The 19,386-nt window shown below is 67.2% G+C and carries 18 protein-coding genes; 13 read left to right on the forward strand and 5 right to left on the reverse strand.

Going from position 1 to position 19,386, the window contains the following annotated elements:
- Window positions 1-125: 125 nt before the first annotated feature.
- The 6 genes from accC to AC3WON_RS04550 all read left to right on the forward strand — a co-directional run bounded on the left by accC (window position 126) and on the right by AC3WON_RS04550 (window position 6,124).
- Entirely contained in the window at window positions 126-1,478 is a 1,353-nt protein-coding gene (accC, locus tag AC3WON_RS04525; protein WP_010813183.1) for an acetyl-CoA carboxylase biotin carboxylase subunit, read from the forward strand.
- Window positions 1,479-1,521: 43 nt separating this feature from the next.
- A complete protein-coding gene (gene prmA, locus AC3WON_RS04530; RefSeq protein WP_492320303.1) occupies window positions 1,522-2,424 on the forward strand; it encodes a 50S ribosomal protein L11 methyltransferase in 903 nt (300 codons plus the stop codon).
- Between the two features lie 9 nt (window positions 2,425-2,433).
- Complete coding sequence (locus tag AC3WON_RS04535) at window positions 2,434-3,927, forward strand: DUF3426 domain-containing protein (RefSeq protein WP_492351218.1); 1,494 nt, start codon at window positions 2,434-2,436, stop codon at window positions 3,925-3,927.
- A gap of 99 nt (window positions 3,928-4,026) precedes the next feature.
- Window positions 4,027-4,527, forward strand: a complete 501-nt coding sequence (gene tpx, locus AC3WON_RS04540) for a thiol peroxidase (protein WP_010813180.1) — start codon at window positions 4,027-4,029, stop codon at window positions 4,525-4,527.
- Window positions 4,528-4,671: 144 nt separating this feature from the next.
- Window positions 4,672-5,619, forward strand: coding sequence for a carbohydrate kinase family protein (locus tag AC3WON_RS04545; RefSeq protein ID WP_035817163.1), 948 nt, complete (start codon window positions 4,672-4,674; stop codon window positions 5,617-5,619).
- 37 nt (window positions 5,620-5,656) lie between these two features.
- Window positions 5,657-6,124 (forward strand): outer membrane lipoprotein, encoded by a 468-nt coding sequence (locus AC3WON_RS04550; RefSeq protein ID WP_492320305.1) that lies wholly within the window; start codon window positions 5,657-5,659, stop codon window positions 6,122-6,124.
- 287 nt (window positions 6,125-6,411) lie between these two features.
- Here AC3WON_RS04550 and AC3WON_RS04555 read toward each other — a convergent pair whose 3' ends face one another.
- A complete protein-coding gene (locus AC3WON_RS04555) occupies window positions 6,412-6,981 on the reverse strand; it encodes a histone H1-like DNA-binding protein (protein ID WP_492351219.1) in 570 nt (189 codons plus the stop codon).
- A 1,527-nt stretch (window positions 6,982-8,508) separates the two neighbouring features.
- Here AC3WON_RS04555 and AC3WON_RS04560 point away from each other — a divergent pair.
- Window positions 8,509-8,973, forward strand: a complete 465-nt coding sequence (locus AC3WON_RS04560) for a DUF2147 domain-containing protein (protein ID WP_492351220.1) — start codon at window positions 8,509-8,511, stop codon at window positions 8,971-8,973.
- Window positions 8,974-9,108: 135 nt separating this feature from the next.
- Here the strand turns inward: AC3WON_RS04560 and AC3WON_RS04565 are convergent, their stop codons facing one another.
- Both AC3WON_RS04565 and AC3WON_RS04570 read right to left on the reverse strand, forming a co-directional pair.
- The gene (locus AC3WON_RS04565) at window positions 9,109-11,232 is read right to left on the reverse strand and encodes a TonB-dependent receptor (protein WP_492320309.1); all 2,124 of its coding nucleotides are present in this window, start codon (window positions 11,230-11,232) and stop codon (window positions 9,109-9,111) included.
- Between the two features lie 193 nt (window positions 11,233-11,425).
- Window positions 11,426-12,298 carry a LysR family transcriptional regulator gene (locus tag AC3WON_RS04570; RefSeq protein ID WP_492320310.1) on the reverse strand — a complete coding sequence of 291 codons (873 nt, stop codon included), beginning with the start codon at window positions 12,296-12,298 and terminating at the stop codon, window positions 11,426-11,428.
- A gap of 130 nt (window positions 12,299-12,428) precedes the next feature.
- Between AC3WON_RS04570 and AC3WON_RS04575 the strand changes: the two genes are divergently transcribed.
- The 3 genes from AC3WON_RS04575 (at window position 12,429) to AC3WON_RS04585 (ending at window position 15,351) form a co-directional block, all read left to right on the forward strand.
- Window positions 12,429-12,821, forward strand: a complete 393-nt coding sequence (locus AC3WON_RS04575) for a tautomerase family protein (protein ID WP_492351221.1) — start codon at window positions 12,429-12,431, stop codon at window positions 12,819-12,821.
- Window positions 12,822-13,026: 205 nt separating this feature from the next.
- Complete coding sequence (locus tag AC3WON_RS04580; protein ID WP_010813171.1) at window positions 13,027-14,418, forward strand: GntP family permease; 1,392 nt, start codon at window positions 13,027-13,029, stop codon at window positions 14,416-14,418.
- 99 nt (window positions 14,419-14,517) lie between these two features.
- Window positions 14,518-15,351: an aldo/keto reductase gene (locus AC3WON_RS04585; RefSeq protein WP_492351222.1), complete on the forward strand. Its 834-nt coding sequence runs from the start codon at window positions 14,518-14,520 to the stop codon at window positions 15,349-15,351.
- 22 nt (window positions 15,352-15,373) lie between these two features.
- On the opposite strand, the gene AC3WON_RS04590 is transcribed toward AC3WON_RS04585, so the two are convergent.
- Entirely contained in the window at window positions 15,374-15,796 is a 423-nt protein-coding gene (locus AC3WON_RS04590; protein ID WP_492320313.1) for a hypothetical protein, read from the reverse strand.
- 204 nt (window positions 15,797-16,000) lie between these two features.
- On the opposite strand from AC3WON_RS04590, the gene AC3WON_RS04595 reads away from it, so the two are divergent.
- Together AC3WON_RS04595 and AC3WON_RS04600 are read left to right on the forward strand one after the other, a co-directional pair.
- Entirely contained in the window at window positions 16,001-16,579 is a 579-nt protein-coding gene (locus tag AC3WON_RS04595; RefSeq protein WP_492320314.1) for a BPSL1445 family SYLF domain-containing lipoprotein, read from the forward strand.
- A 108-nt stretch (window positions 16,580-16,687) separates the two neighbouring features.
- Window positions 16,688-17,587, forward strand: coding sequence for a recombination-associated protein RdgC (locus tag AC3WON_RS04600; protein ID WP_492351223.1), 900 nt, complete (start codon window positions 16,688-16,690; stop codon window positions 17,585-17,587).
- Window positions 17,588-17,642: 55 nt separating this feature from the next.
- Here the strand turns inward: AC3WON_RS04600 and AC3WON_RS04605 are convergent, their stop codons facing one another.
- A complete protein-coding gene (locus tag AC3WON_RS04605) occupies window positions 17,643-18,086 on the reverse strand; it encodes a thioesterase family protein (RefSeq protein WP_492320316.1) in 444 nt (147 codons plus the stop codon).
- Window positions 18,087-18,370: 284 nt separating this feature from the next.
- Here AC3WON_RS04605 and AC3WON_RS04610 point away from each other — a divergent pair, with 284 nt between their 5' ends.
- The gene (locus AC3WON_RS04610) at window positions 18,371-19,363 is read left to right on the forward strand and encodes a Bug family tripartite tricarboxylate transporter substrate binding protein (RefSeq protein ID WP_492320317.1); all 993 of its coding nucleotides are present in this window, start codon (window positions 18,371-18,373) and stop codon (window positions 19,361-19,363) included.
- Window positions 19,364-19,386 lie beyond the last annotated feature (23 nt).

A 19,386-nucleotide genomic window follows, 5' to 3' on the forward strand; every position in this document is an offset into this window, starting at 1 on the left:
TTCCGTGCAGTTCCATGCAGTTCCGCGCAGTATGGCGGCCGCGGCGGCAACAGCCCCCGGGCCGTGCGCCCGGCGTGCCATTGCGGCGCGCAGCGGGACCGCTACTGTTCTCGCAGAGAGAGACCATGTTTGAAAAAATTCTGATCGCGAACCGCGGCGAAATCGCTCTTCGCATCCAGCGCGCCTGCCGCGAACTGGGCATCAAGACGGTCGTGGTGTACTCCGAGGCCGACAAAGAGGCCAAGTACGTACGCCTGGCAGACGAAGCCGTCTGCATCGGCCCGGCCCCGTCGCCGCTGTCGTACCTGAACATGCCGGCCATTATCTCGGCCGCCGAAGTGACCGACGCGCAGGCCATCCACCCCGGCTACGGCTTCCTGTCCGAGAACGCCGATTTTGCCGAGCGCGTGGAGAAATCCGGCTTCGTCTTTATCGGCCCGACCGCCGACAGCATCCGCCTGATGGGCGACAAGGTGTCGGCCAAGCAAGCCATGATCAAGGCCGGCGTGCCGTGCGTGCCCGGCTCGGACGGCGCCCTGCCCGACGACCCCAAGGAAATCCTGGCCACCGCGCGCCGCGTGGGCTACCCGGTGATCATCAAGGCCGCCGGCGGCGGCGGTGGCCGCGGCATGCGCGTGGTGCACACGGAAGCCGCGCTGATCAACGCCGTCAACATGACGCGTGAAGAAGCCGGCCGCGCCTTCGGCAATCCCGAGGTCTACATGGAGAAGTTCCTCGAGAACCCGCGCCATGTGGAAATCCAGATCCTCGCCGACCAGCACCGCCAGGCGATCTGGCTGGGCGAGCGCGACTGCTCGATGCAGCGCCGCCACCAGAAGGTGATCGAGGAAGCTCCCGCACCGCACATTCCGCGCCGCCTGATCGAGCGCATCGGCGACCGCTGCGCCGAGGCCTGCAAGAAGATGGGCTACCGCGGCGCCGGCACGTTCGAGTTCCTGTACGAGAACAACGAATTCTACTTCATCGAGATGAACACGCGCGTGCAGGTCGAGCACCCGGTCACCGAGATGATCACCGGCATCGACATCGTGCAGGAGCAGATCCGCATCGCCTTCGGCGAGAAGCTGCGCTTGCGCCAGAAGGATGTGCAGTTCCGTGGCCACGCGATCGAATGCCGCGTGAACGCCGAGGATCCGTTCAAGTTCACGCCGTCGCCGGGCCGCATCACCGCCTGGCACATGCCCGGCGGCCCGGGTGTGCGGGTCGACTCGCACGCGTATGATGGTTACTTCGTCCCGCCCAACTACGATTCGATGATCGGCAAGATCATCACTTACGGCGCCACGCGCGAGCAGGCCATTGCCCGCATGCGCATCGCGCTGTCGGAAATGGTGGTGGACGGGATCCAGACCAACGTGCCGCTGCACCGCGAGCTGATGATGGATGCCAACTTCGTTGAAGGCGGCACCAGCATCCACTATCTCGAGCATCGCCTGGCGGAGCGCGCGAAGGCCTGACGCAACGTTACCCGCAATACACAAGCAGCAAGCAAGGAAGCCCGTGGCATTTCAGGAATGTGTGATCGAAGTGGCGCAGGACCAGGCCGAAGCCTGGTCCGATGCCCTGTTCGACCTCGGCGCACTGTCGGTCTCGGTGGAAGACGCCGATGCCGACACGCCCGACGAGCAGCCGCTCTTTGGCGAGCCCGGGCTGGAACCGAAGCAACTCGCGTGGAACCGCTCGCGCGTGGTGGCGCTGTTCGGCGACGATGCCGATCCGGCCGTGGTGGTGGCGGCAGCCGCCAACCAGCTGGGCATCGACCCGGTGCCGGCCTACCAGCTGCGCGCGGTCGAGGACCAGGACTGGGTGCGGCTGACGCAATCCCAGTTCGAGCCGATCCGCATCGGCGAGCGCATCTGGGTGGTGCCGTCGTGGCACGACGCACCCGAGCCCGATGCCGTGGTGCTGGAGCTGGACCCCGGCCTGGCCTTCGGCACCGGCAGCCATCCCACCACGCGGCTGTGCATGCAGTGGCTGGAGCAGAACCTGAAGCCGGGCGAAACCGTGCTCGACTACGGCTGCGGCTCCGGCATCCTGGCCATCGTGGCGCGCAAGCTGGGCGCTGGCGATACCGTCGGCATCGACATCGATCCCAACGCGGTGGAAGCGTCGCGCTACAACGCCGAGCGCAACCGCGTGGAAGCCTCGTTCGCGCTGCCCGAATCGGTGTCCGAGGCCAGCTACGACCTGGTGGTCGCCAATATCCTGTCCAATCCGCTCAAGCTGATGGCCGCCATGCTGAGCGCGCGCGTGCGCGCCGGCGGACGGCTGGTGCTGTCCGGCGTGCTGGAGCGCCAGGCCGATGAAGTCGCCGCGGCCTACGCGCCCTGGCTGCCGCTGACGGTGTGGCGCAGCGAGGAAGGCTGGGTGTGCCTGCATGGCACCCGCGGCGCCCGACCCTGATTCACACCGATGGCCGCCGTCAAGCTAGTCACGCGCTGCCCGGCCTGCCGCACCGCCTTCCGGCTGGTCGCCGACCAGTTGCGCCTGCGCCAGGGGCTGGTGCGCTGCGGCCAGTGCGAAACGGTGTTCGACGCGCGCGAGCACCTGATCGAGATTCCGCTGCCGGCCGGCGCTGCATCATCGGCGTCGTCGGCGTCGTCGGCGCCGTCTGCGGCAGCTTCGCCGGCCGCCCCTCCCGCTCCCCCGGCGCCGCCCGCATCGGCGGAAGCCGCGCCTGCGCCGCAGCCTGCCTTCACCCCGACCATCGACCCCGGCTATGACGTGCCGGCGCTGGATGCGCCGACGATGCTGATGTCGTCGCCGGAGGACATGGCCATGCCGGCACCCACTGGCATGGAAGACGCCGAGATCGAACAGGCGCTGCGCGAAGCCAACGAAGCCGTCGCCCATCGCGATGCACGCGAGGCGGAACGCCAGGCTGCCGGCCCGGAGGCGGCCGAGCCCGCCCCCGTCACGGCACCGGAACCCGCCGAGGATGCGCCGGCACAGCGGGCACAAGCGGCGTCCGCGTCCGCCTGGCCGGCACTCGATCACGGCGCGCTCGATACCCCGGCCGCAGCGGCCCCCTCCCCGGCCGCTGCGGCGGCACCGGCAGCACCGCAACCCGCTGATGCTGACGCCGGACCCGCGCCGGTGACACCCGCGGCCAACATCCCCAGCGCAAGCGAGTTCCTGCGCGCGGCGTCAGCCGATGCCGGGTCCGAGCCGACCGCATGGCCGGATGAGGCATCGGCCCGCCGTGCCGCCTCGCCTGCCGCGCCCGCCTCACCCACCGTTGGCGACGACGGCAACGCCCCCGACACCGGACAGCCCTCCAGCGTCACCGGCGGCGCCGTCGCGCGCGAGCAGACCACGCGCCGCTGGGCACGCACCGAAGCACCGGCCGGCCCGGTCTTCGCCCCCGACTTCCTGCGCCACGCGCGTGAGCGCGAACGCGAACGGCAGCCCCGCAAGCCCGTGACGGTGCCCCGCTCCGCCTGGCGCGTGGCCGCCGTCGTGCTTGCCATCGCCGCGGCCGTGCAAGTGGTCTACCTGGCACGCAGCCAGCTGGCCGGCCAGTTCCCGATGCTGCGCCCGGCACTCGAGGCCGCCTGCGCGCCGCTGGGCTGCGACGTGCCGCCGTGGCGCGACATCGATGCGCTGCGCATCGAGACCTCGCAGCTGCAGCGCCAGGATGAAGACGGCGACACCTACCTGCTGGCGGTCACGCTGCGCAACCTGGGCCGCGCCAGCACCGCCCTGCCCGCGATCGAGCTGGTGATGACCGACCTGCAGGACCAGCTGCTGCTGCGCCGCGTGCTGCAACCCGCGGAGTACCTGGAGCCGTCGCAAAAGGCCTTTGCCGCGCAGGGTCTTCGCGCGGGCATGGAGCTGCCGGTTCGGGTACGATTCCGGACGCAGCAGGCGCCAGCCAACTATCGCGTGCTGATTTTTTACCCCTGAATCCCTGGCCCGCCGCCGGGCCGAATCCGAGTCCGGCGGCAGGCCGCGCCCCCCGCTCCGGACACGAACCGGAAATCCATCAGACAACAAGGAGTAGACATGAGCAACGTCACCCTCGGCGGCAACGCCATCGAAGTCGCAGGCAAGTTCCCGCAAGCCGGCGACAAGGCCCCCGCCTTCTCGCTGGTCGGCAAGGACCTGAAGGACGTCACGCTGGCCGACTTCGCCGGCAAGCGCAAGGTGCTGAACATCGTGCCGAGCCTGGATACCCCGGTGTGCCAGGCCTCTGCGCGCAAGTTCAATGAAGCCGCCAGCGGCCTCGCCAACACCGTGGTGCTGACGATCTCGGCCGACCTGCCGTTCGCCATGGGCCGCTTCTGCACCGCTGAAGGCCTGGCCAACGTGGTGCCGCTGTCGACCATGCGCGGCGCCGAGTTCAAGGGCAACTACGGCGTGGACATCAAGTCCGGCCCGCTGGCCGGCGTGACCGCACGTGCCGTGGTGGTGCTCGACGAGAACGACACCGTCAAGTACAGCCAGCTGGTGCCGGAAATCAAGACCGAGCCGGACTACGACGCCGCCCTGGCCGCGCTGAAGTAAATCAGCGGCACGCCCGGGAACCCGCGGGTTCCCGGACGGCAGCGGCCGCCCGCATCCCGGGGCGGCCGCTTTTTGTTTTCTGCCCGACCGATACTGCCCGCAAGGGCTCCGTTCCACCCAATCACCCCAACACCTGGAGAGAGCATGGCCAGCCTGATCTGCGGCTCCGTCGCCTACGACACCATCATGACGTTCGACGGACGCTTCCGTGAACACATCCTGCCGGACCAGATCCACATGCTGAACGTCTCGTTCCTGGTGCCCGGCATGCGCCGCGAGTTCGGCGGCTGCGCCGGCAACATCGCCTACACGCTGAAGATGCTGGGCGGCGATCCCGTGGTGATGGCCACCGTCGGCGCCGATGCCGAACCCTACCTGGACTACCTGCGCAAGCTGGAGATCGCCACCGGCCACATCCGCGTGCTGCCGGAGACCTTCACGGCGCAGGCCATGATCACCACCGACCTGGACAACAACCAGATCACCGCCTTCCACCCTGGCGCAATGAGCCAGTCGCAGCTGAACCACGTCAAGGATGCGCTCGGCGGCGCCAGCGCGCCGGGCCTGGGCATCGTCGCGCCCGACAGCCGCGAGGGCATGCTGCACCACGCGCGCCAGTTCGCCGAAGCCGGCGTGCCATTCATCTTTGACCTGGGTCAGGCGATGCCCCTGTTCAACGGGGAAGACCTGCGCGAGTTCGTTGAACTCGCCAGTTACGTGACAGTCAATGACTACGAGGCGCAGGTCCTGCTGTCCCGCACCGCATGGACCAGCGCCGAGGTTGCCGCCAAGGTTCGTGCCTTCATCGTCACGCACGGCGAGCGCGGCGCCAGCATCTTTGCCGATGGTCGCCAGTACGCGATTCCGGCGGTTGCGGCCGAGCGCATCGTGGACCCGACCGGGTGTGGCGACGCCTTCCGTGGCGGCCTGCTCTACGGCATTGAAAACGGATTAGACTGGGAAACGACTGGCCGCCTGGCATCGCTGATGGGTTCGGTCAAGATCGCGCAACAGGGTCCGCAGAATCACTGGTTGTCGCGCGAGGAAATCGGCAACCGGTTCCAGTCTGCATTCGGGTACCGCTACGCCTGACCTGCGGCCAGCGCGTGGCTTCTTCTCGGGAAACGACATGAACAACAAGCTACGTGGCGGTGCCGTTGCCGTCCTTGCCGTCACCGCCCTGGTTGCCGGCTGCGCTACGCAATCCAACTCCAGCAGCGTCTATGGCACCGGCCAGGCGCAGCGCGAACAGACCGTGCGCTACGGCGTGGTCGAAGGCATCCGCGAGGTCACCATCCAGGGTGGCCAGAGCGGCGCCGGCACGCTTGCGGGCGGTGCCATCGGCGGCATTGCCGCCGGCAGCACCATCGGCGGCGGCAACGGCGCGGTGGCGGCCGGGATCCTTGGCGCGGTGCTCGGCGGCATTGCCGGCAGCGCGGCCGAGAACAAGATCAACCAGCGCCGCGGGCTGGAAATCACCGTGCGCCTGGACAACGGCGAGATGCGCGCGATCACGCAGGAGGCCGACGAAGCCTTCCGCCCTGGCGAACGCGTGCGGTTGCTGTCCTCGGGCGGCGTGACCCGGGTCACGCACTGAGCCCTCGCGGCCCCGCAGGGCCGCGCCAGAGCGCAGCAAAGCGCGCCGCACCCGCAAGGGTCGCGGCGCTTTTTCTTTTCGGCTTTGCAATTCCGTAACATTGCGGCGGACCGCTCCGCGCGCGGGCGCGCGCCCATGAAAAAACCCGCCGGGCGGATGCCATCGGCGGGTCGGCAAGACCTGGTGTCTTGCGGACCGGATACGCAGTATCCGGTCATGCGGGCACGCGCTGCGTGCCGGTGCGGTTCCTTGCGGAACGTGTAAGGTCCACTCCGTGGCGGAGCAGCTTACGGACGGTTGCCCGTCGGGAACGGCCAGGCAGCAGCCGGGTTCAGCGCGGTCTTGGCAGCCGAAGCGGGAGCAACGGCAGGGGCCGCGGCAGGCTTGGCGGCAGCCTTCTTGGCAGCCGGCTTCTTGGCAGCAGCCTTCTTGGCAGCCGGCTTCTTGGCGGCAGCCTTCTTGGCAGCCGGCTTCTTGGCGGCAGCCTTCTTGGCCGGTGCAGCCTTCTTGGCAGCAACCTTCTTCACTGCAGCCTTCTTGGCCGGAGCCTTCTTGGCGACAGCCTTCTTGGCCACGACCTTCTTAGCGGCTACCTTCTTCACTGCGGCCTTCTTGGCCGGAGCCTTCTTGGCTGCAACCTTCTTGGTCGCTACCTTCTTGGCGGCTACCTTCTTCACCGCGGCCTTCTTGGCCGGTGCCTTCTTGGCGGCGACCTTCTTCACAGCGGCCTTCTTGGCCGGTGCCTTCTTGGCGGCCGGTGCTGCCTTCTTGGCGGCTACCTTCTTCACAGCAGCCTTCTTGGCGGCCGGCTTGGCGGCCTTCTTAGCCGCCGGCTTTTTCTTTGCAGCAGTTGCCATGGATAACTCCTTCACTAGAGAGTGAATATCGAATGACCTAAGTTGGCGACCCGACCGACCCGAGGCGCATTACAGCAGCGCGGCCCCAGTCGAGCGAGCGATTCATCGGCGTGCGGCCCGACCACTGCTGCACGCTAATGAATTTGGTTGCAGGCGCACCGCCCCTGGCGGTGACTTGGCGGCCGGAGCGAGCCCGCAAGCGGGTCTCGGGCACGTGCCGCGCCCTGGAATATTCGATCAGCCCGCACCGCCCGTTGAGCCGGCGCACGGCCAGAAATGAGGAGATATCGGACAGCTGGCCTGCGGTGCGGGCTTGGCCTCGCGCACGGCAGGCGGCATTCATTCGGTGGTAGCGGGTCCAACCCGTTAATGGACCAAGGGAGACTGCACGCGTTTTAAGAAGCCGGTCCGGCCTGGTCTGCGTCAAAGTTCTCGTGCTCCTCAGCTACTACCTTCGTCACTGCATCGAAGCGCGCATCGCGCTCGTCGTTCCATCTTGCTTCCTGCTTCTCTGCAATGAAGTGAGACTCTTGTCAAGGCGAATCATAATTCGTTTGCACGATGATGTTAAGAAAAAAGTGCAAAAAAACTTGCCTGCATGTATCGCTCGAACTAGTTCTCACGCGCGGTGTCACGAAGACGTTGCCGATAGCATCGCAACGCGTCGCTCGCACGCTGGTGCGGATGTTCGTTTCGCACGCTCGCACACACAGCGCGACGCCCCATCGCACACACCGCGCATCGCAGCTTTTGCACACCGCGACAAACCCCGACGACCCGCATCGCAACGCGCGCCTGACCACTGCGCAACGCCGCTGCGCGCGTCATCGCGTTTTCCGAAAAGCCGCATGGACAAAGGCTTTGCGGGCGATGCACCGATACGCGCGCGGCGGCCGCCGACTGGTGCGGACGCGTTCCTGATCGCGCGCGCGCCGCGCTGCGCGACACTCGCCCTGCATGCTTTGCACAGTCGGCAGCGCACGCACGCGCCGCCATGCGAGCAAGCCGCGGCCATGCTCGCTTCGCGCTTCGCGCGGCACCGTCGCACACACCGTCCAAGAGTGATGCGTGCACGCAACGGTTTGCATCGACGCAACAGCGCGAAGGCATCGCGAGGTCATCAAAGCGTTGCGATCGAGCCAAGCCGCGACGCTCGCGAAGCATCGCGGCAACACTTCGGCAGTCGCTTCGATCAAGCCATCGGCATGGGTGTTCGATCCGCGCGCTTGCCGAGCGATCCGGATCGCGCGCGCCGTGCCTCGCGTGTTCGCGCTCTCACCCTCACGACTCTCCGCACCACTCGCCTCGCCCTGCCGGCAGCGCGTCGTACGTCCGCTTAGAGGATTGCTTCAGCGCCCGCCCGCCGGCACCTTTTGCTGCATCACAATAACCTGCAAACGGCGGCTGCATGCGGTTTTCCGGGTAGCAGGCGATGGCGGCGGAAAGGCGAGTGCCGCGCCGCGCCGGATTGCGGCGCGCTCCCGGCGCCAGTAGATTGGCGTGGCTACGAACCTCAAAGGAGACATCATGCGCATCCATTCCCCCCTTGCTTCGACCCTGCGCGCCGCCGTGCTTGCCGCCACCCTGCTCGGCAGCGCCGCGGCGATGGCGCAGGCCACGCCCAGCGGCATGTGGAAGACCATCGACGACAACACCGGCAAGCCGCGCGGGCTGGTGGAGATCACCGAGAAGAACGGCGTCTTCAGCGGACGCCTGGTCAAGACCTTCGTCGAGAGCGATGGCAAGCCGCGCGTGTGCGACAAGTGCACCGACGCACGCAAGGACCAGCCCGTCATCGGCATGACCATCCTCTCTGGCCTGCGCAAGACCGGCGACAACGAGTGGAGCGGCGGCGAGATCCTGGATCCGGAGAACGGCAAGGTCTACAAGAGCAAGATGTCGCTGGCCGAGGACGGCAACAAGCTCAACGTGCGCGGGTTCATCGGCATCAGCCTGATCGGCCGCACCCAGACCTGGGAACGCGACCACTGACCCTGCTGGCACGACGCGGGACTCAGGGTTTCTCCGGGGCATGCCGTTGCGTGTCCCCGCCGAAGGAGAAAGGCAGTCGAAAAAAAAACCGGGCGGTTCATCACCGTCCGGTTTTTTTGTCCACGATGCTGCGCTTTACATCCGGTAGCGCAGGGTGGCCATCACGCTGCGCGGGGCACCCGGCATGTTCAGGTTGGGGCTGGTGCCATGCGCGGACACGATGTAGCCCTTGTCGAACAGGTTGTACAGGTTCAGCTGTGCCTCGAAGGCGCCGCGGCGGTACCAGGCCATCGCATCGGCGGTGACATAGCCGGGCAGCGTCACGGTGTTCAGCGGGTCGGCATAGCGCGCGCCCACCAGGTTCAGGCCGGCGCCAACGCCGAAGCCGTGGCCCAGGTCCTTGGTCAGCCATGCGTTGCCCGAGTGGCGCGGCGTGATGGTGGCGCGCTTGCCCTGCAGCGCGGCGGTGGACTTGGTGACGGTGGCATCCAGGTAGGCGTAGCCGGCCAGCATGCGCCAGCCGCCGCCGAGTTCAGCCGCGCCGGAGATCTCGATGCCGTCGGTGCGCTGCTCGCCGATCGGCAGCAGCGCCGTGTTGGTGGCGTTGGCGATCTTGATATTGCTGCGCTCCAGCCTGAACACCGAGATCGTCGTGCTCGCCTTGCCGTTCAGCCAGTCGTACTTGGCGCCCACCTCGGTGTTGTTGGTGGTCTCCGGTGCCAGGTCGGCATTGTTGGCCGCCAGCGCGAAAGCCTCGCCGGAGGGCTGGAACGACTTGCTCCAGGACACGTAGTACGACTGCGACTTCGACGGCTGCCACACCAGGCCGGCGCGCGGGCTCCAGGCGGTGTCGGTGCGCGACAGGTTGCGCTGGCCGGCGATGCGGTTCTGCGTCTCCTGCTGGAAGTTGTCGTAGCGCACGCCCAGCAGCGCCTTCCACTGCTCGCTGAAGGTGATCATGTCCTGGGTGTAGAACGCGAGGGTATTGAACACGCCAAGGTTCGACGTGCCCGGCGTGCCGGGTGCCTGGCGCGGCAGCGCCACCAACACCGGGTTGAACAGGTCGAAAGCGATCGGCAGGCCGTTTGCGCCGACCACCGGCTTGGTGTTGTTGACCTGGTCCTTGTTCTGCTGGCCGATCTCCATGCCGTACAGGATCTCGTGCTTCATGCCCAGGAAGGTGGCCTTCTGGGTCAGGTCGGTCTGGTTGAACCAGCCATGTTCCTCGCGGCGGACATTGCCGTGGTTCATGGTGAGGGTGCGCGCCGCCTCGTTCACCGTGTTGGTCAGCGTGTTGTTGCGGTCCAGCGAGTAGTGGTAGTAGCGCGTGGCGTTGCGGATCGACCAGTTCTCATTGAAGCGATGGTTGACCGTGGCGGTGCCGGAGAACACGCGCGACTGCGAGTAATCGGCATCGCGCGCATTGGCCGCGCCGTAGTAGCGCGAGGCCGGCACGTCCACCGGGCGTCCCTTGTAGGCCGGGATGCCGAAGTCGGTCACGCGGCGGTCTTCCAGGTAGTCTGCCTGGAACAGCACGGTGGTTTCGGGAGCGATGCGCAGCTCCAGCGACGGCGCGATCGCCGAGCGGTCCAGGAACTGCTGCGAGCGGTAGCTGTTGGCCTTCTCCACCGCGCCGGTCACGCGGAAGGCGGCGGCGCCGTCGGCAAACACGCGGCCCACGTCGGCTTCGGCGCGGCGGTCGGCCCACATGCCGTAGCTGAGCGCGAAGTCGGTGACGTCGATGCCCGGCTTCTTGGTCACGCGGTTGATCAGGCCGCCCGACGAGCCGCGCCCGTACAGCACCGCCGCGGGACCCTTGATGACTTCGACGCGGTCGACATTGGACATGTCGCGGAAGTACAGCGCATCGTCGCGGATGCCGTCGACGAACTGGTCGGCAATGGCGGAAAAGCCGCGGATCGACACCTGGTCGCGCTGGCCGTCGCCGTGGGAGAACGACACGCCCGGCACGTTCTTCAGTGCATCCTGCATCGAAGTGGCGTGCTGGTCGCGCATGACATCGGCGGTGACCACGTTGACGGTCTGCGGGATGTCGCGCAGCGGCGCCTCGGTCTTGGTCGCGCTGACCGCATTGGGCGGGTTATAGCCGGTGCCAAGCTCGCGGCTGACATCGGCCCTGACCGTGACCTCAGGCAACTGCGCCGAAGCGTCTGGCGCGGCCTGGGCCCACGTCAGCATCGGTTGAAATACGAAGCTCCCCGCCACCGCGGCACAGATCGGGTGAAGTTTTATTCTCATTTCACTGTAATCGGCTGTAATAGTTTTGAAAACGCGGGCGCATTATCGATTACAGGATTGTCAGGGTCAACGAGATTGCGAATTATTCCTATTCGCGGTCAATATATGTTGCTTTCGACACAAGTGGCGGTTACCACAGTGCGTCTTGTGATCGATTCCCTCGACTTGAGGTGTCGTACTGGATGCCCGTCCCTTAGCCCAGTTGCCCGGCAAGCGCATCGCGCGCCTCGGCTACAAACGCTGACTCCCCGCGCCGCGCGGGCAGCAGGAAAAACTCCGCCTCAGGCAGCCGCGGCAGCCCCAGCCGTGCAATGGTGGCCGCGTCCAGCGGCGCCACGCCGGGGCCGATCGCCGAGGCGTTCAGGCACGACATCCCAAGCCCCGCCGCCAGTGCCAGATGCAGCCCCGCCACGCCCGACGCGGAGTGCGCAATCTCGAACGGAAGGCGCTTGCGCAGCAGCAGCTGCACCACGTACTGATGCAGCGAGCAGGTATCGGGCAGCAGCACCAGCGGCAGCGTCGCGGACAGGCTGTCGGCCTCGGCCGGCGCGGCCACCCAGGCCAGCGGCTCGCGCCGCAGCACCGTGCCACGCGTGCGCTGCCCGCGCGTGCCCGGCAGGCGCATGCTGAGGCCGATATCGAAGGTGTCCATCTCCGCGGCGGCATCGATCGCCGCGCTCTTCATCACCGTCACGTGCAGGCGCAGGTACGGGTAGCGCTCGCGCAGGCGCCGCAGCATGCCGGCGATCTCGCCCGGGCGGAAGTAGTCGGTCACGGCCAGCCGCAGTTCGCCCGCCAGCGCGTGGCCGCGCAGCTCCTGCAGGGCCAGCTCGTTCAGCGCCAGGATCCGCCGCGCGTGTTCCAGCAGCCGCTCGCCCGCCGGCGTCGGCACCGCGCCATGCCGGCCGCGCGACAGCAGCGGCACCCCGGCGCGCTCCTCCAGCTTGCGCAGCTGCTCGCTGACCGAGGACTGCGACAAGAACAGCCTGGGCGCCGCCGCCGACAAGCTGCCGCTGTCCGCGACCGTGACAAAGGTGCGCAACTGGTCGGTTTCGAATCCACGCATGGCAAGGCTCCGGCAAGGGTGGCGTTACTTCGGATAACTCGATGGTCCGCATCGGATATTCCCGCTTTTCCGATACTACACCACCCCCTACCATGGCATCACCCACCCACGCAAAGCCAAGGAGCCAGCCATGCCCCACATCGTCCTGCACCTGTCCGGCCTACCCGATGCCGCCCTCACCCGCCGCAGCGCCAGGGCGATCGCCGACCTGACCGAGCGCGTGCTCGGCAAGAAGCGCGACGTGATTGCCGTCACGGTCCAGTACATCCCGCACGACAGCTGGATCATCGCCGACGTGCCGCTGTCGGAGCAGGGCCGCAACGCCTTCCACCTGGACATCAGCGTGACCGATGAAACCAATACCAAGGCGGAGAAGGCGCAGTTCATCGAGGCCGTGTTCGAGACCATGTCGGGGCTGCTGGGCAAGCTGCATCCGGTGTCGTACGTGCACGTGATCGACGCCCGCGCCGCGGCCTATGGCTACGGCGGGCGCACGCAGGAGTATCGCCACCAGCACGGCTGAAACGGCGTATCTCCTTCATGCAGGCCGCTGTCATCCCAGTGCCCCCCGCGGCGAGACCGGAGGTTTCGCCGCGGGCCAAGCTGTGGCACAGTCGCCGGCTGATCCCTTTTCCTGATGGACTGACGCAAGACAAGGCGCCACAAGCGCCAGCCCCCGCGCGGCAACGGACCGCACCTCAGGACAAGGCAACCCTGAAGGAGATCCGATGTCGTTTCTGATCGTGCTGGCAGCCCTTGCCTTTCTGATGTTCGCCGCGTACCGCGGCTACAGCGTGATCCTGTTCGCGCCCATCGCCGCGCTGGGCGCGGTGCTGCTGACCGACCCGTCCGCGGTTGCGCCGGTTTTCACCGGCATCTTCATGGAGAAGATGGTCGGCTTCGTGAAGCTGTATTTCCCTGTGTTCCTATTAGGCGCGGTGTTCGGCAAGGTGGTCGAGCTGTCCGGCTTTTCCGAGTCCATCGTCGCCGCGGCGATCCGCTATATCGGCCGCTCGCGCGCCAACGCGGTGATCGTCACGGTGTGCGCGCTGCTGACCTATGGCGGCGTGTCGCTGTTCGTGGTGGTGTTCGCGGTCTATCCGTTTGCGGCCGAGCTGTACCGCCAGAGCAACATCCCCAAGCGGCTGATGCCGGGCGCGATCGCGCTGGGCGCGTTTTCGTTCACCATGGATTCGCTGCCGGGCACGCCGCAAATCCAGAACATCATCCCCACCAACTTCTTCAACACCACGTCCTGGGCCGCACCGGTGCTGGGCGTGGCCGGCTCGCTGTTTATCCTGGTGGTGGGCCTGAGCTACCTGGAATGGCGCCGTCGCGCCGCCGCGGCGCGTGGCGAAGGCTACGGCACCAACCTGCGCAACGAGCCGGAGCGCAGCCAGTCCGGTAAGCTGCCGCACCCGCTGCTGGCGCTGCTGCCGCTGGTGGTGGTGGGCGTGGCCAACTTCTGGCTGACGCGGATGATCCCGCTCTGGTATGGCCCTTCCAACAGCGTGGCGCTGCCGGGCCTGCCCAAGCCGGTGGAAACCAAGATCGCCAGCGTGACCGCGATCTGGGCGGTGGAAGGCGCGCTGCTGCTGGGCATCGCCGTGGTGCTGGTGACCGCCTTCGGCGCCCTGCGCGAGCGCTTTGCCGAGGGCACCAAGGGCGCCGTCGGCGGCGCGCTGCTGGCGTCGATGAATACCGCATCGGAATACGGCTTCGGCGGGGTCATCGCCGCCCTGCCCGGCTTCCTGGTGGTCAGCGACGCGCTGCGCGCGATTCCCAACCCGCTGGTCAATGCCGCGGTCTCGGTCAGCACGCTGGCCGGCATCACCGGCTCGGCCTCGGGCGGCATGAGCATTGCGCTGGCTGCGATGTCGCAGACCTTTATCGCGGGCGCGCAGGCCATGCAGATCCCGCTGGAAGTACTGCACCGCGTGGTGTCGATGGCCAGCGGCGGCATGGACACGCTGCCGCACAACGGCGCCGTGATCACGCTGCTGGCGGTGACCGGCCTGACCCACCGCGAGTCCTACCGCGATATCTTCGCCGTCACAATGATCAAGACCGCCGCGGTGTTCTTCGTCATCTCGGTGTATTTTCTGACCGGACTGGTCTGAAGCAATCCCGGCCCGCGCGGCTTGTACATTCCAGGTGTTGTTAACTAGTGTGGTTGGGTGCCGCCCGGCACCTGGCCCGGCAAACCAGGAAGCCGACACATGAAGCAAGTCACCCTGCCCGACGGCGAGCGCGTCCCGGCGCTCGGCATGGGAACGTGGAATATGGGCGAGTCGCGCGCCGCGCGCGCCGAAGAAATCGCCACGCTGCGCCTGGGCCTGGACCTTGGCCTGCGGCTGATCGATACCGCCGAGATGTATGGAGAGGGCCAGTCCGAGGAGATGATCGGCGAGGCCATCGCCGGGCGCCGCGACGAGGCCTTCCTCGTCAGCAAGGTCTATCCCTTCAACGCCAGCCGGCGCGGCACCGTGCAGGCCTGCGAGCGCAGCCTGAAGCGGCTGCGCACCGACCGCATCGACCTCTATTTATTGCACTGGCGCGGCGGCGTGCCGCTGGAAGAGACCGTGCAGGCCATGGAGGCACTGCAGCGCGACGGCAAGATCCGCCGCTGGGGCGTGAGCAACCTGGACCTGTCCGATATGCAGGCGTTGTGGGACGCGCCGGGCGGCGACCGGCTGGCCACCAACCAGCTGCTGTACAACCTGGGCCGGCGCGGCATCGAATGGGACCTGCTGCCGTGGCTGCGCCAGCGCGGCGTGCCGGTGATGGCCTATTCGCCGATCGAGCAGTCACGCCTGCTTGGCAACCCCGGTCTGAAGCGCTTTGCGCGCGACCACGGCATGACGGCGGCACAGGCGGCGCTGGCCTGGCTGCTGGCGCAGGACGGCGTCATCGCCATCCCCAAGACCAGCCGGCGCGAGCGCCTGCAGGAGAACCTGGGGGCGCTGTCGCAGACGCTGTCGGCCGCCCAGCTGGCCGAGCTCGACCGCATCTTCCCGCCGCCCGACGGCCCGGGCCCGCTGGAAATGCTCTGAGCAGGCTGCCGGGCGCGTGCGCTCAGGGCACGCGGGCCACGTAGCGCTCGCGCTCGACGTAGCGCACCAGGTAGCTGCGCGCCTTCTCGCGGGTGTCGGTGGTCACGCGCGCCGCTGCCTGGCGCGCGCTGGTCTTGCCGTGCGACGACGACATCTGCCCATCCAGGTAGGTGCGGAAGGAATCATGCATGGCGCCCAGCTCAGGCTCGCACGCGGCCAGCGCCAGGTTGGCCACGTCCTTGGGCTGGCCCTTGGCCGACAGGTTATCGTTGGCCTTCTTCTGCGCGCAATCCATGTATTTGGCGCGCAGCGCCTGCCAGCCGCTGCTGTCGACGGCCGACGCCGATCCGGCACCCGCGGCGCCGGCGTCATTGGAAGAACCCGAAGGATGTGAAGCGCACGCGGCCAGGAAGGCCAGCGGCAGGGCGGTCAGGAGTTTTTTCATGGCTGGATGATGCTGTCACGGCGCATTGGGCCGTCCCATGTGTAGCCATGGGACGTTCCGGGCGCAAGACTGGCTATTCTTGCCGCGAATGGCCTCCCGGCACCACCTTCGTCACAAATGGAAACGTCTCTGCGCGGTCCGGTATTTGCCCGGGTGCTTCCGGCGCCTATGCTTCAAAGACGACAACAACACCAAGGAGACGAGATGAAACGTCGAACCTTCCTTTCGGCCAGCGCGGGTCTGGCCCTCGGCAGCCTGGCCATGGGTGCCTGCACCACCACCAAGCCCGATGCTCCCACCGACAAGGCCGCACGCCGGCGCGAGCTGGACTCCGGCGTGGACGCCACGCTGTCGCGCCTGTACGGCTCGGTCCAGGGCTCGCGCGAGCTAGGCAACCGCGCGCGCGGCATCCTGGTGTTCCCGAAGACGCTGTCGGCCGGCTTTATCGTCGGCGGCGAGTATGGCGACGGTGCCCTGCGCTCGGGCGGCGCCACGCGCGGTTACTACCGCCTGATTTCCGGCTCGGTCGGCTGGCAGATCGGTGCGCAGTCCAAGTCCGTGATCCTGATGTTCCTGACGCCGGATGCCTACGACAAGTTCGTGCGCAGCAGCGGCTGGACCGCCGGCGTCGATGCCACCGTGGCCCTGGCGACAGTCGGCGCCAACGGCGTGCTGGACACCAACACCGGCCAGCAGCCCATCGTCGGCTTCGTCATGACCAATGCCGGCCTGATGGCGGGCCTGAGCTTCGAGGGCAGCAAGATCAGCAAGCTCGACCTGTAAGGGCGGGCTCTCGGTGACCGTCGCGCGGCCGGCGTGCTGCGCGGCGCCCTCCTTTTTTGCGGCCGTGCGCCGCGAGAGGATAGAATTCGTCCCTTTGGCCGAATTCCCATGTGGTTCAAGAATCTGCAGGTCCATCGCTTCTCCGCCCCGTGGTCGCTGAGCGCCGACGAGGTTGAAGCCAGCCTGGCGAAGCACGCCTTCTTCCCCGGTACCAGCCTCGAAATGCAAACCCAGGGCTGGGCCTCGCCGCGTGACAACGGCCCGCTGGTCCATACCGTCGGCCGCCAGATGCTGCTGACGCTGCGCACGGAAAAGAAGCTGCTGCCCACCACCGTGGTCAACCAGGTCACGCGCGCCCGCGCCGCGGAAATCGAAGAGCAGCAAGGCTACAAGCCGGGCCGCAAGCAAATGAAGGAACTGAAGGAGCAGGTCACCGAAGAACTGCTGCCGCGCGCCTTCAGCATCCGCCGCGACACGCGTGTGTGGATCGACCCGGACAACGGCTGGCTTGCCATCGACGCCGCCGCCACGGCCAAGGCCGATGAAGTGCGCGGCATGCTGTTCAAGGCACTGGATCCGCTGCCGCTGATCAACCTGCACGTCAACCAGTCGCCGGTGGCGGCCATGACCGAATGGCTGGCCGGCGATGCGGCACCGGGCGGCTTCACTGTCGACCAGGAAATCGAGCTGCAGTCCGGCGCGGAAAGCAAGGCCACCGTGCGTTACGTGCGCCATCCGCTGGACCCGGAAGACCTGCGCCGCCATATCGCCGCCGGCAAGCGCTGCACGCGCCTGGCGATGACGTGGAACGACCGGGTCTCGTTCGTGCTGACGGACGGGCTGGTGGTGAAGAAAGTGGCGCCGCTGGACGTGATCAAGGAACAGGCCGACGGCACGGCGCACGATGAAGACGAGCGCTTCGACGCCGATTTCACCATGATGGCCGGCGAACTCTCCGGCATGCTCGGCGACCTCACCGAGGCGCTGGGCGGCGAGCGCAAGGCGTAAGCCGAATCTCTTGCAGGAACCGTGGCGCTGTTGAAGGACAGCGCCACGCAGGCGCTTACTCCACCCAGTTCACCTTCGGGAACCGCCCGGCAAACCCCGCCGGCATCGCCACCACTTTCTTCCCCACGTAGTCGAAAAAGACAAAGCCCGACTTGGCCATCGCGATCAGCGTGCCGTCGGCCGGCCGCGTGATGCGGAAGATGATGTCGCCGCCGTACTTGTTGAAGTCCATCACCCCCACCTCGAACTGCAGCTGGTCGCGCGCATGCGCCTCGTTGCGGTACATCGTGGCCAGGTCGGTCACGATGATGCCGACGCCTTCCTGCCGCACGTCCTCGCTGCCGAATTCATACAGGAAGCGCGCCCGCGCCTCGGAGATCATCGAGATCATCGAATCGTTGGCAAGGTGGTTGGCCGAGTTGATGTCGGTCACGCGCACGGTCAGGTGCGTGGCGTAGCAGAACTGGTCGGCAGGCAGGTCGAGTTTGAGGCGGGCCATGATGGATCAAGCAAGAAATGGATCGGACGCCGCACGGGATCAGGCAGGCAAGCGGCAGAGACGGCGGCGGCGCCCATCATAAGGGAAATGCCGGCTCGGATTGCGGCACTGCCGCATAAACCCTCCCGCACATGTCCCCGGGTAAGTACTCCCCACTCTTTTCGTCCATCCCGCCGATGCCCCGCCATGGCGCTGCCTCGTAGGCTGCGGGTTGCCGTGGTCACTGGCGCCCTGGCGCACCCGTACCGCGCACCGACACGATGTCAACGACTGGAGGAAACACCATGCAAGCCGACCGCCGCAAAGCCCTGCACTGGCTGGGAGCAGGTTCCCTGGCAGCCACCGCCTCGACTCTTGGAATCAGCCGGGCGTGGGCCCAGCAGGCTTACCCGTCGCGCCCGGTGCGGCTGGTGGTGCCCTACCCGCCCGGCGGTGCCACCGACGTGCTGGCGCGCGCGCTGGGGGATCCGCTCAGCAAGCTGTGGCAGCGCCCGGTGATCGTCGAGAATCGCCCCGGCGTGGGTGGCATGATCGGCGCCGACGTGGTCGCCAAGGCGCCGGCGGACGGCTACACGCTGCTGCTGGGCCTGCCCAGCCTGGTGCAGACGCCCTATATGGTGGCCAAGCCGCCGTTCGATCCGCTGCGCGACCTGACCGCCATCTGCCAGCTGTGCACCTCGAGCCTGGTGCTGACCGCCAGCAGCGCCATGCCGCGCACGCTGCCGCAGATGGTCAGCCTGGCCAAGTCCCAGCCCGACAAGTATTCCTATGGCACCTATGGCATTGGCACCGGCGCCCATCTCTACATGCAGGTCTTCCTAAAGGGAGCGGGCGCCGAACTGGTCCATGTCCCGTACAAGGGCGAAGCCCCCATCGCCACCGACCTGATCGGCGGCCAGATCTCGCTGGGAACGCTGTCGCCGATGACGGTGCGCCAGCATGCGCGCACCGGCAAGCTCCAGCCGCTGGCGGTCACCGGCAATACCCGCGCGCCGATGCTGCCGGATGTGCCGACCTTCCAGGAACTCGGCTACAAGGGGCTGGACGGCCCGGCCTGGCTGGGCCTGTTCACCACCGCCGGCACGCCGCAGGCCATCGTCGACAAGGTCTCGGCCGATGTGGAAACGGTGATGGCCGCGCCGGACATCCGCCAGCGCCTGGCCGAGCTGGGGCTGATCGTCAAGACGACGCAGCCGGCGGCGTTCGCGGCAACGGCCAGAGCGGACCAGGCTTACTGGGGCAACGTGATCAAGGAGAACAATATCCGGCTGGATTGAGGCATGGTGCTGCCGGCATCGGC

It is taken from the genome of Cupriavidus sp. FW305-46 (assembly GCF_058787075.1).

What these genes read in the sequence shown, in the direction of transcription:
- accC (WP_010813183.1), top strand. Translation starts at nt 126, where the DNA reads ATGTTTGAAAAAATTCTGATCGCGAACCGCGGCGAAATCGCTCTTCGC.
- AC3WON_RS04535 (WP_492351218.1), top strand. Translation starts at nt 2,434, where the DNA reads ATGGCCGCCGTCAAGCTAGTCACGCGCTGCCCGGCCTGCCGCACCGCC.
- tpx (WP_010813180.1), top strand. Translation starts at nt 4,027, where the DNA reads ATGAGCAACGTCACCCTCGGCGGCAACGCCATCGAAGTCGCAGGCAAG.
- AC3WON_RS04545 (WP_035817163.1), top strand. Translation starts at nt 4,672, where the DNA reads ATGGCCAGCCTGATCTGCGGCTCCGTCGCCTACGACACCATCATGACG.
- AC3WON_RS04550 (WP_492320305.1), top strand. Translation starts at nt 5,657, where the DNA reads ATGAACAACAAGCTACGTGGCGGTGCCGTTGCCGTCCTTGCCGTCACC.
- AC3WON_RS04555 (WP_492351219.1), bottom strand. Translation starts at nt 6,981, where the DNA reads ATGGCAACTGCTGCAAAGAAAAAGCCGGCGGCTAAGAAGGCCGCCAAG.
- AC3WON_RS04560 (WP_492351220.1), top strand. Translation starts at nt 8,509, where the DNA reads ATGCGCATCCATTCCCCCCTTGCTTCGACCCTGCGCGCCGCCGTGCTT.
- AC3WON_RS04565 (WP_492320309.1), bottom strand. Translation starts at nt 11,232, where the DNA reads ATGAGAATAAAACTTCACCCGATCTGTGCCGCGGTGGCGGGGAGCTTC.
- AC3WON_RS04570 (WP_492320310.1), bottom strand. Translation starts at nt 12,298, where the DNA reads ATGCGTGGATTCGAAACCGACCAGTTGCGCACCTTTGTCACGGTCGCG.
- AC3WON_RS04575 (WP_492351221.1), top strand. Translation starts at nt 12,429, where the DNA reads ATGCCCCACATCGTCCTGCACCTGTCCGGCCTACCCGATGCCGCCCTC.
- AC3WON_RS04580 (WP_010813171.1), top strand. Translation starts at nt 13,027, where the DNA reads ATGTCGTTTCTGATCGTGCTGGCAGCCCTTGCCTTTCTGATGTTCGCC.
- AC3WON_RS04585 (WP_492351222.1), top strand. Translation starts at nt 14,518, where the DNA reads ATGAAGCAAGTCACCCTGCCCGACGGCGAGCGCGTCCCGGCGCTCGGC.
- AC3WON_RS04590 (WP_492320313.1), bottom strand. Translation starts at nt 15,796, where the DNA reads ATGAAAAAACTCCTGACCGCCCTGCCGCTGGCCTTCCTGGCCGCGTGC.
- AC3WON_RS04595 (WP_492320314.1), top strand. Translation starts at nt 16,001, where the DNA reads ATGAAACGTCGAACCTTCCTTTCGGCCAGCGCGGGTCTGGCCCTCGGC.
- AC3WON_RS04600 (WP_492351223.1), top strand. Translation starts at nt 16,688, where the DNA reads ATGTGGTTCAAGAATCTGCAGGTCCATCGCTTCTCCGCCCCGTGGTCG.
- AC3WON_RS04605 (WP_492320316.1), bottom strand. Translation starts at nt 18,086, where the DNA reads ATGGCCCGCCTCAAACTCGACCTGCCTGCCGACCAGTTCTGCTACGCC.
- AC3WON_RS04610 (WP_492320317.1), top strand. Translation starts at nt 18,371, where the DNA reads ATGCAAGCCGACCGCCGCAAAGCCCTGCACTGGCTGGGAGCAGGTTCC.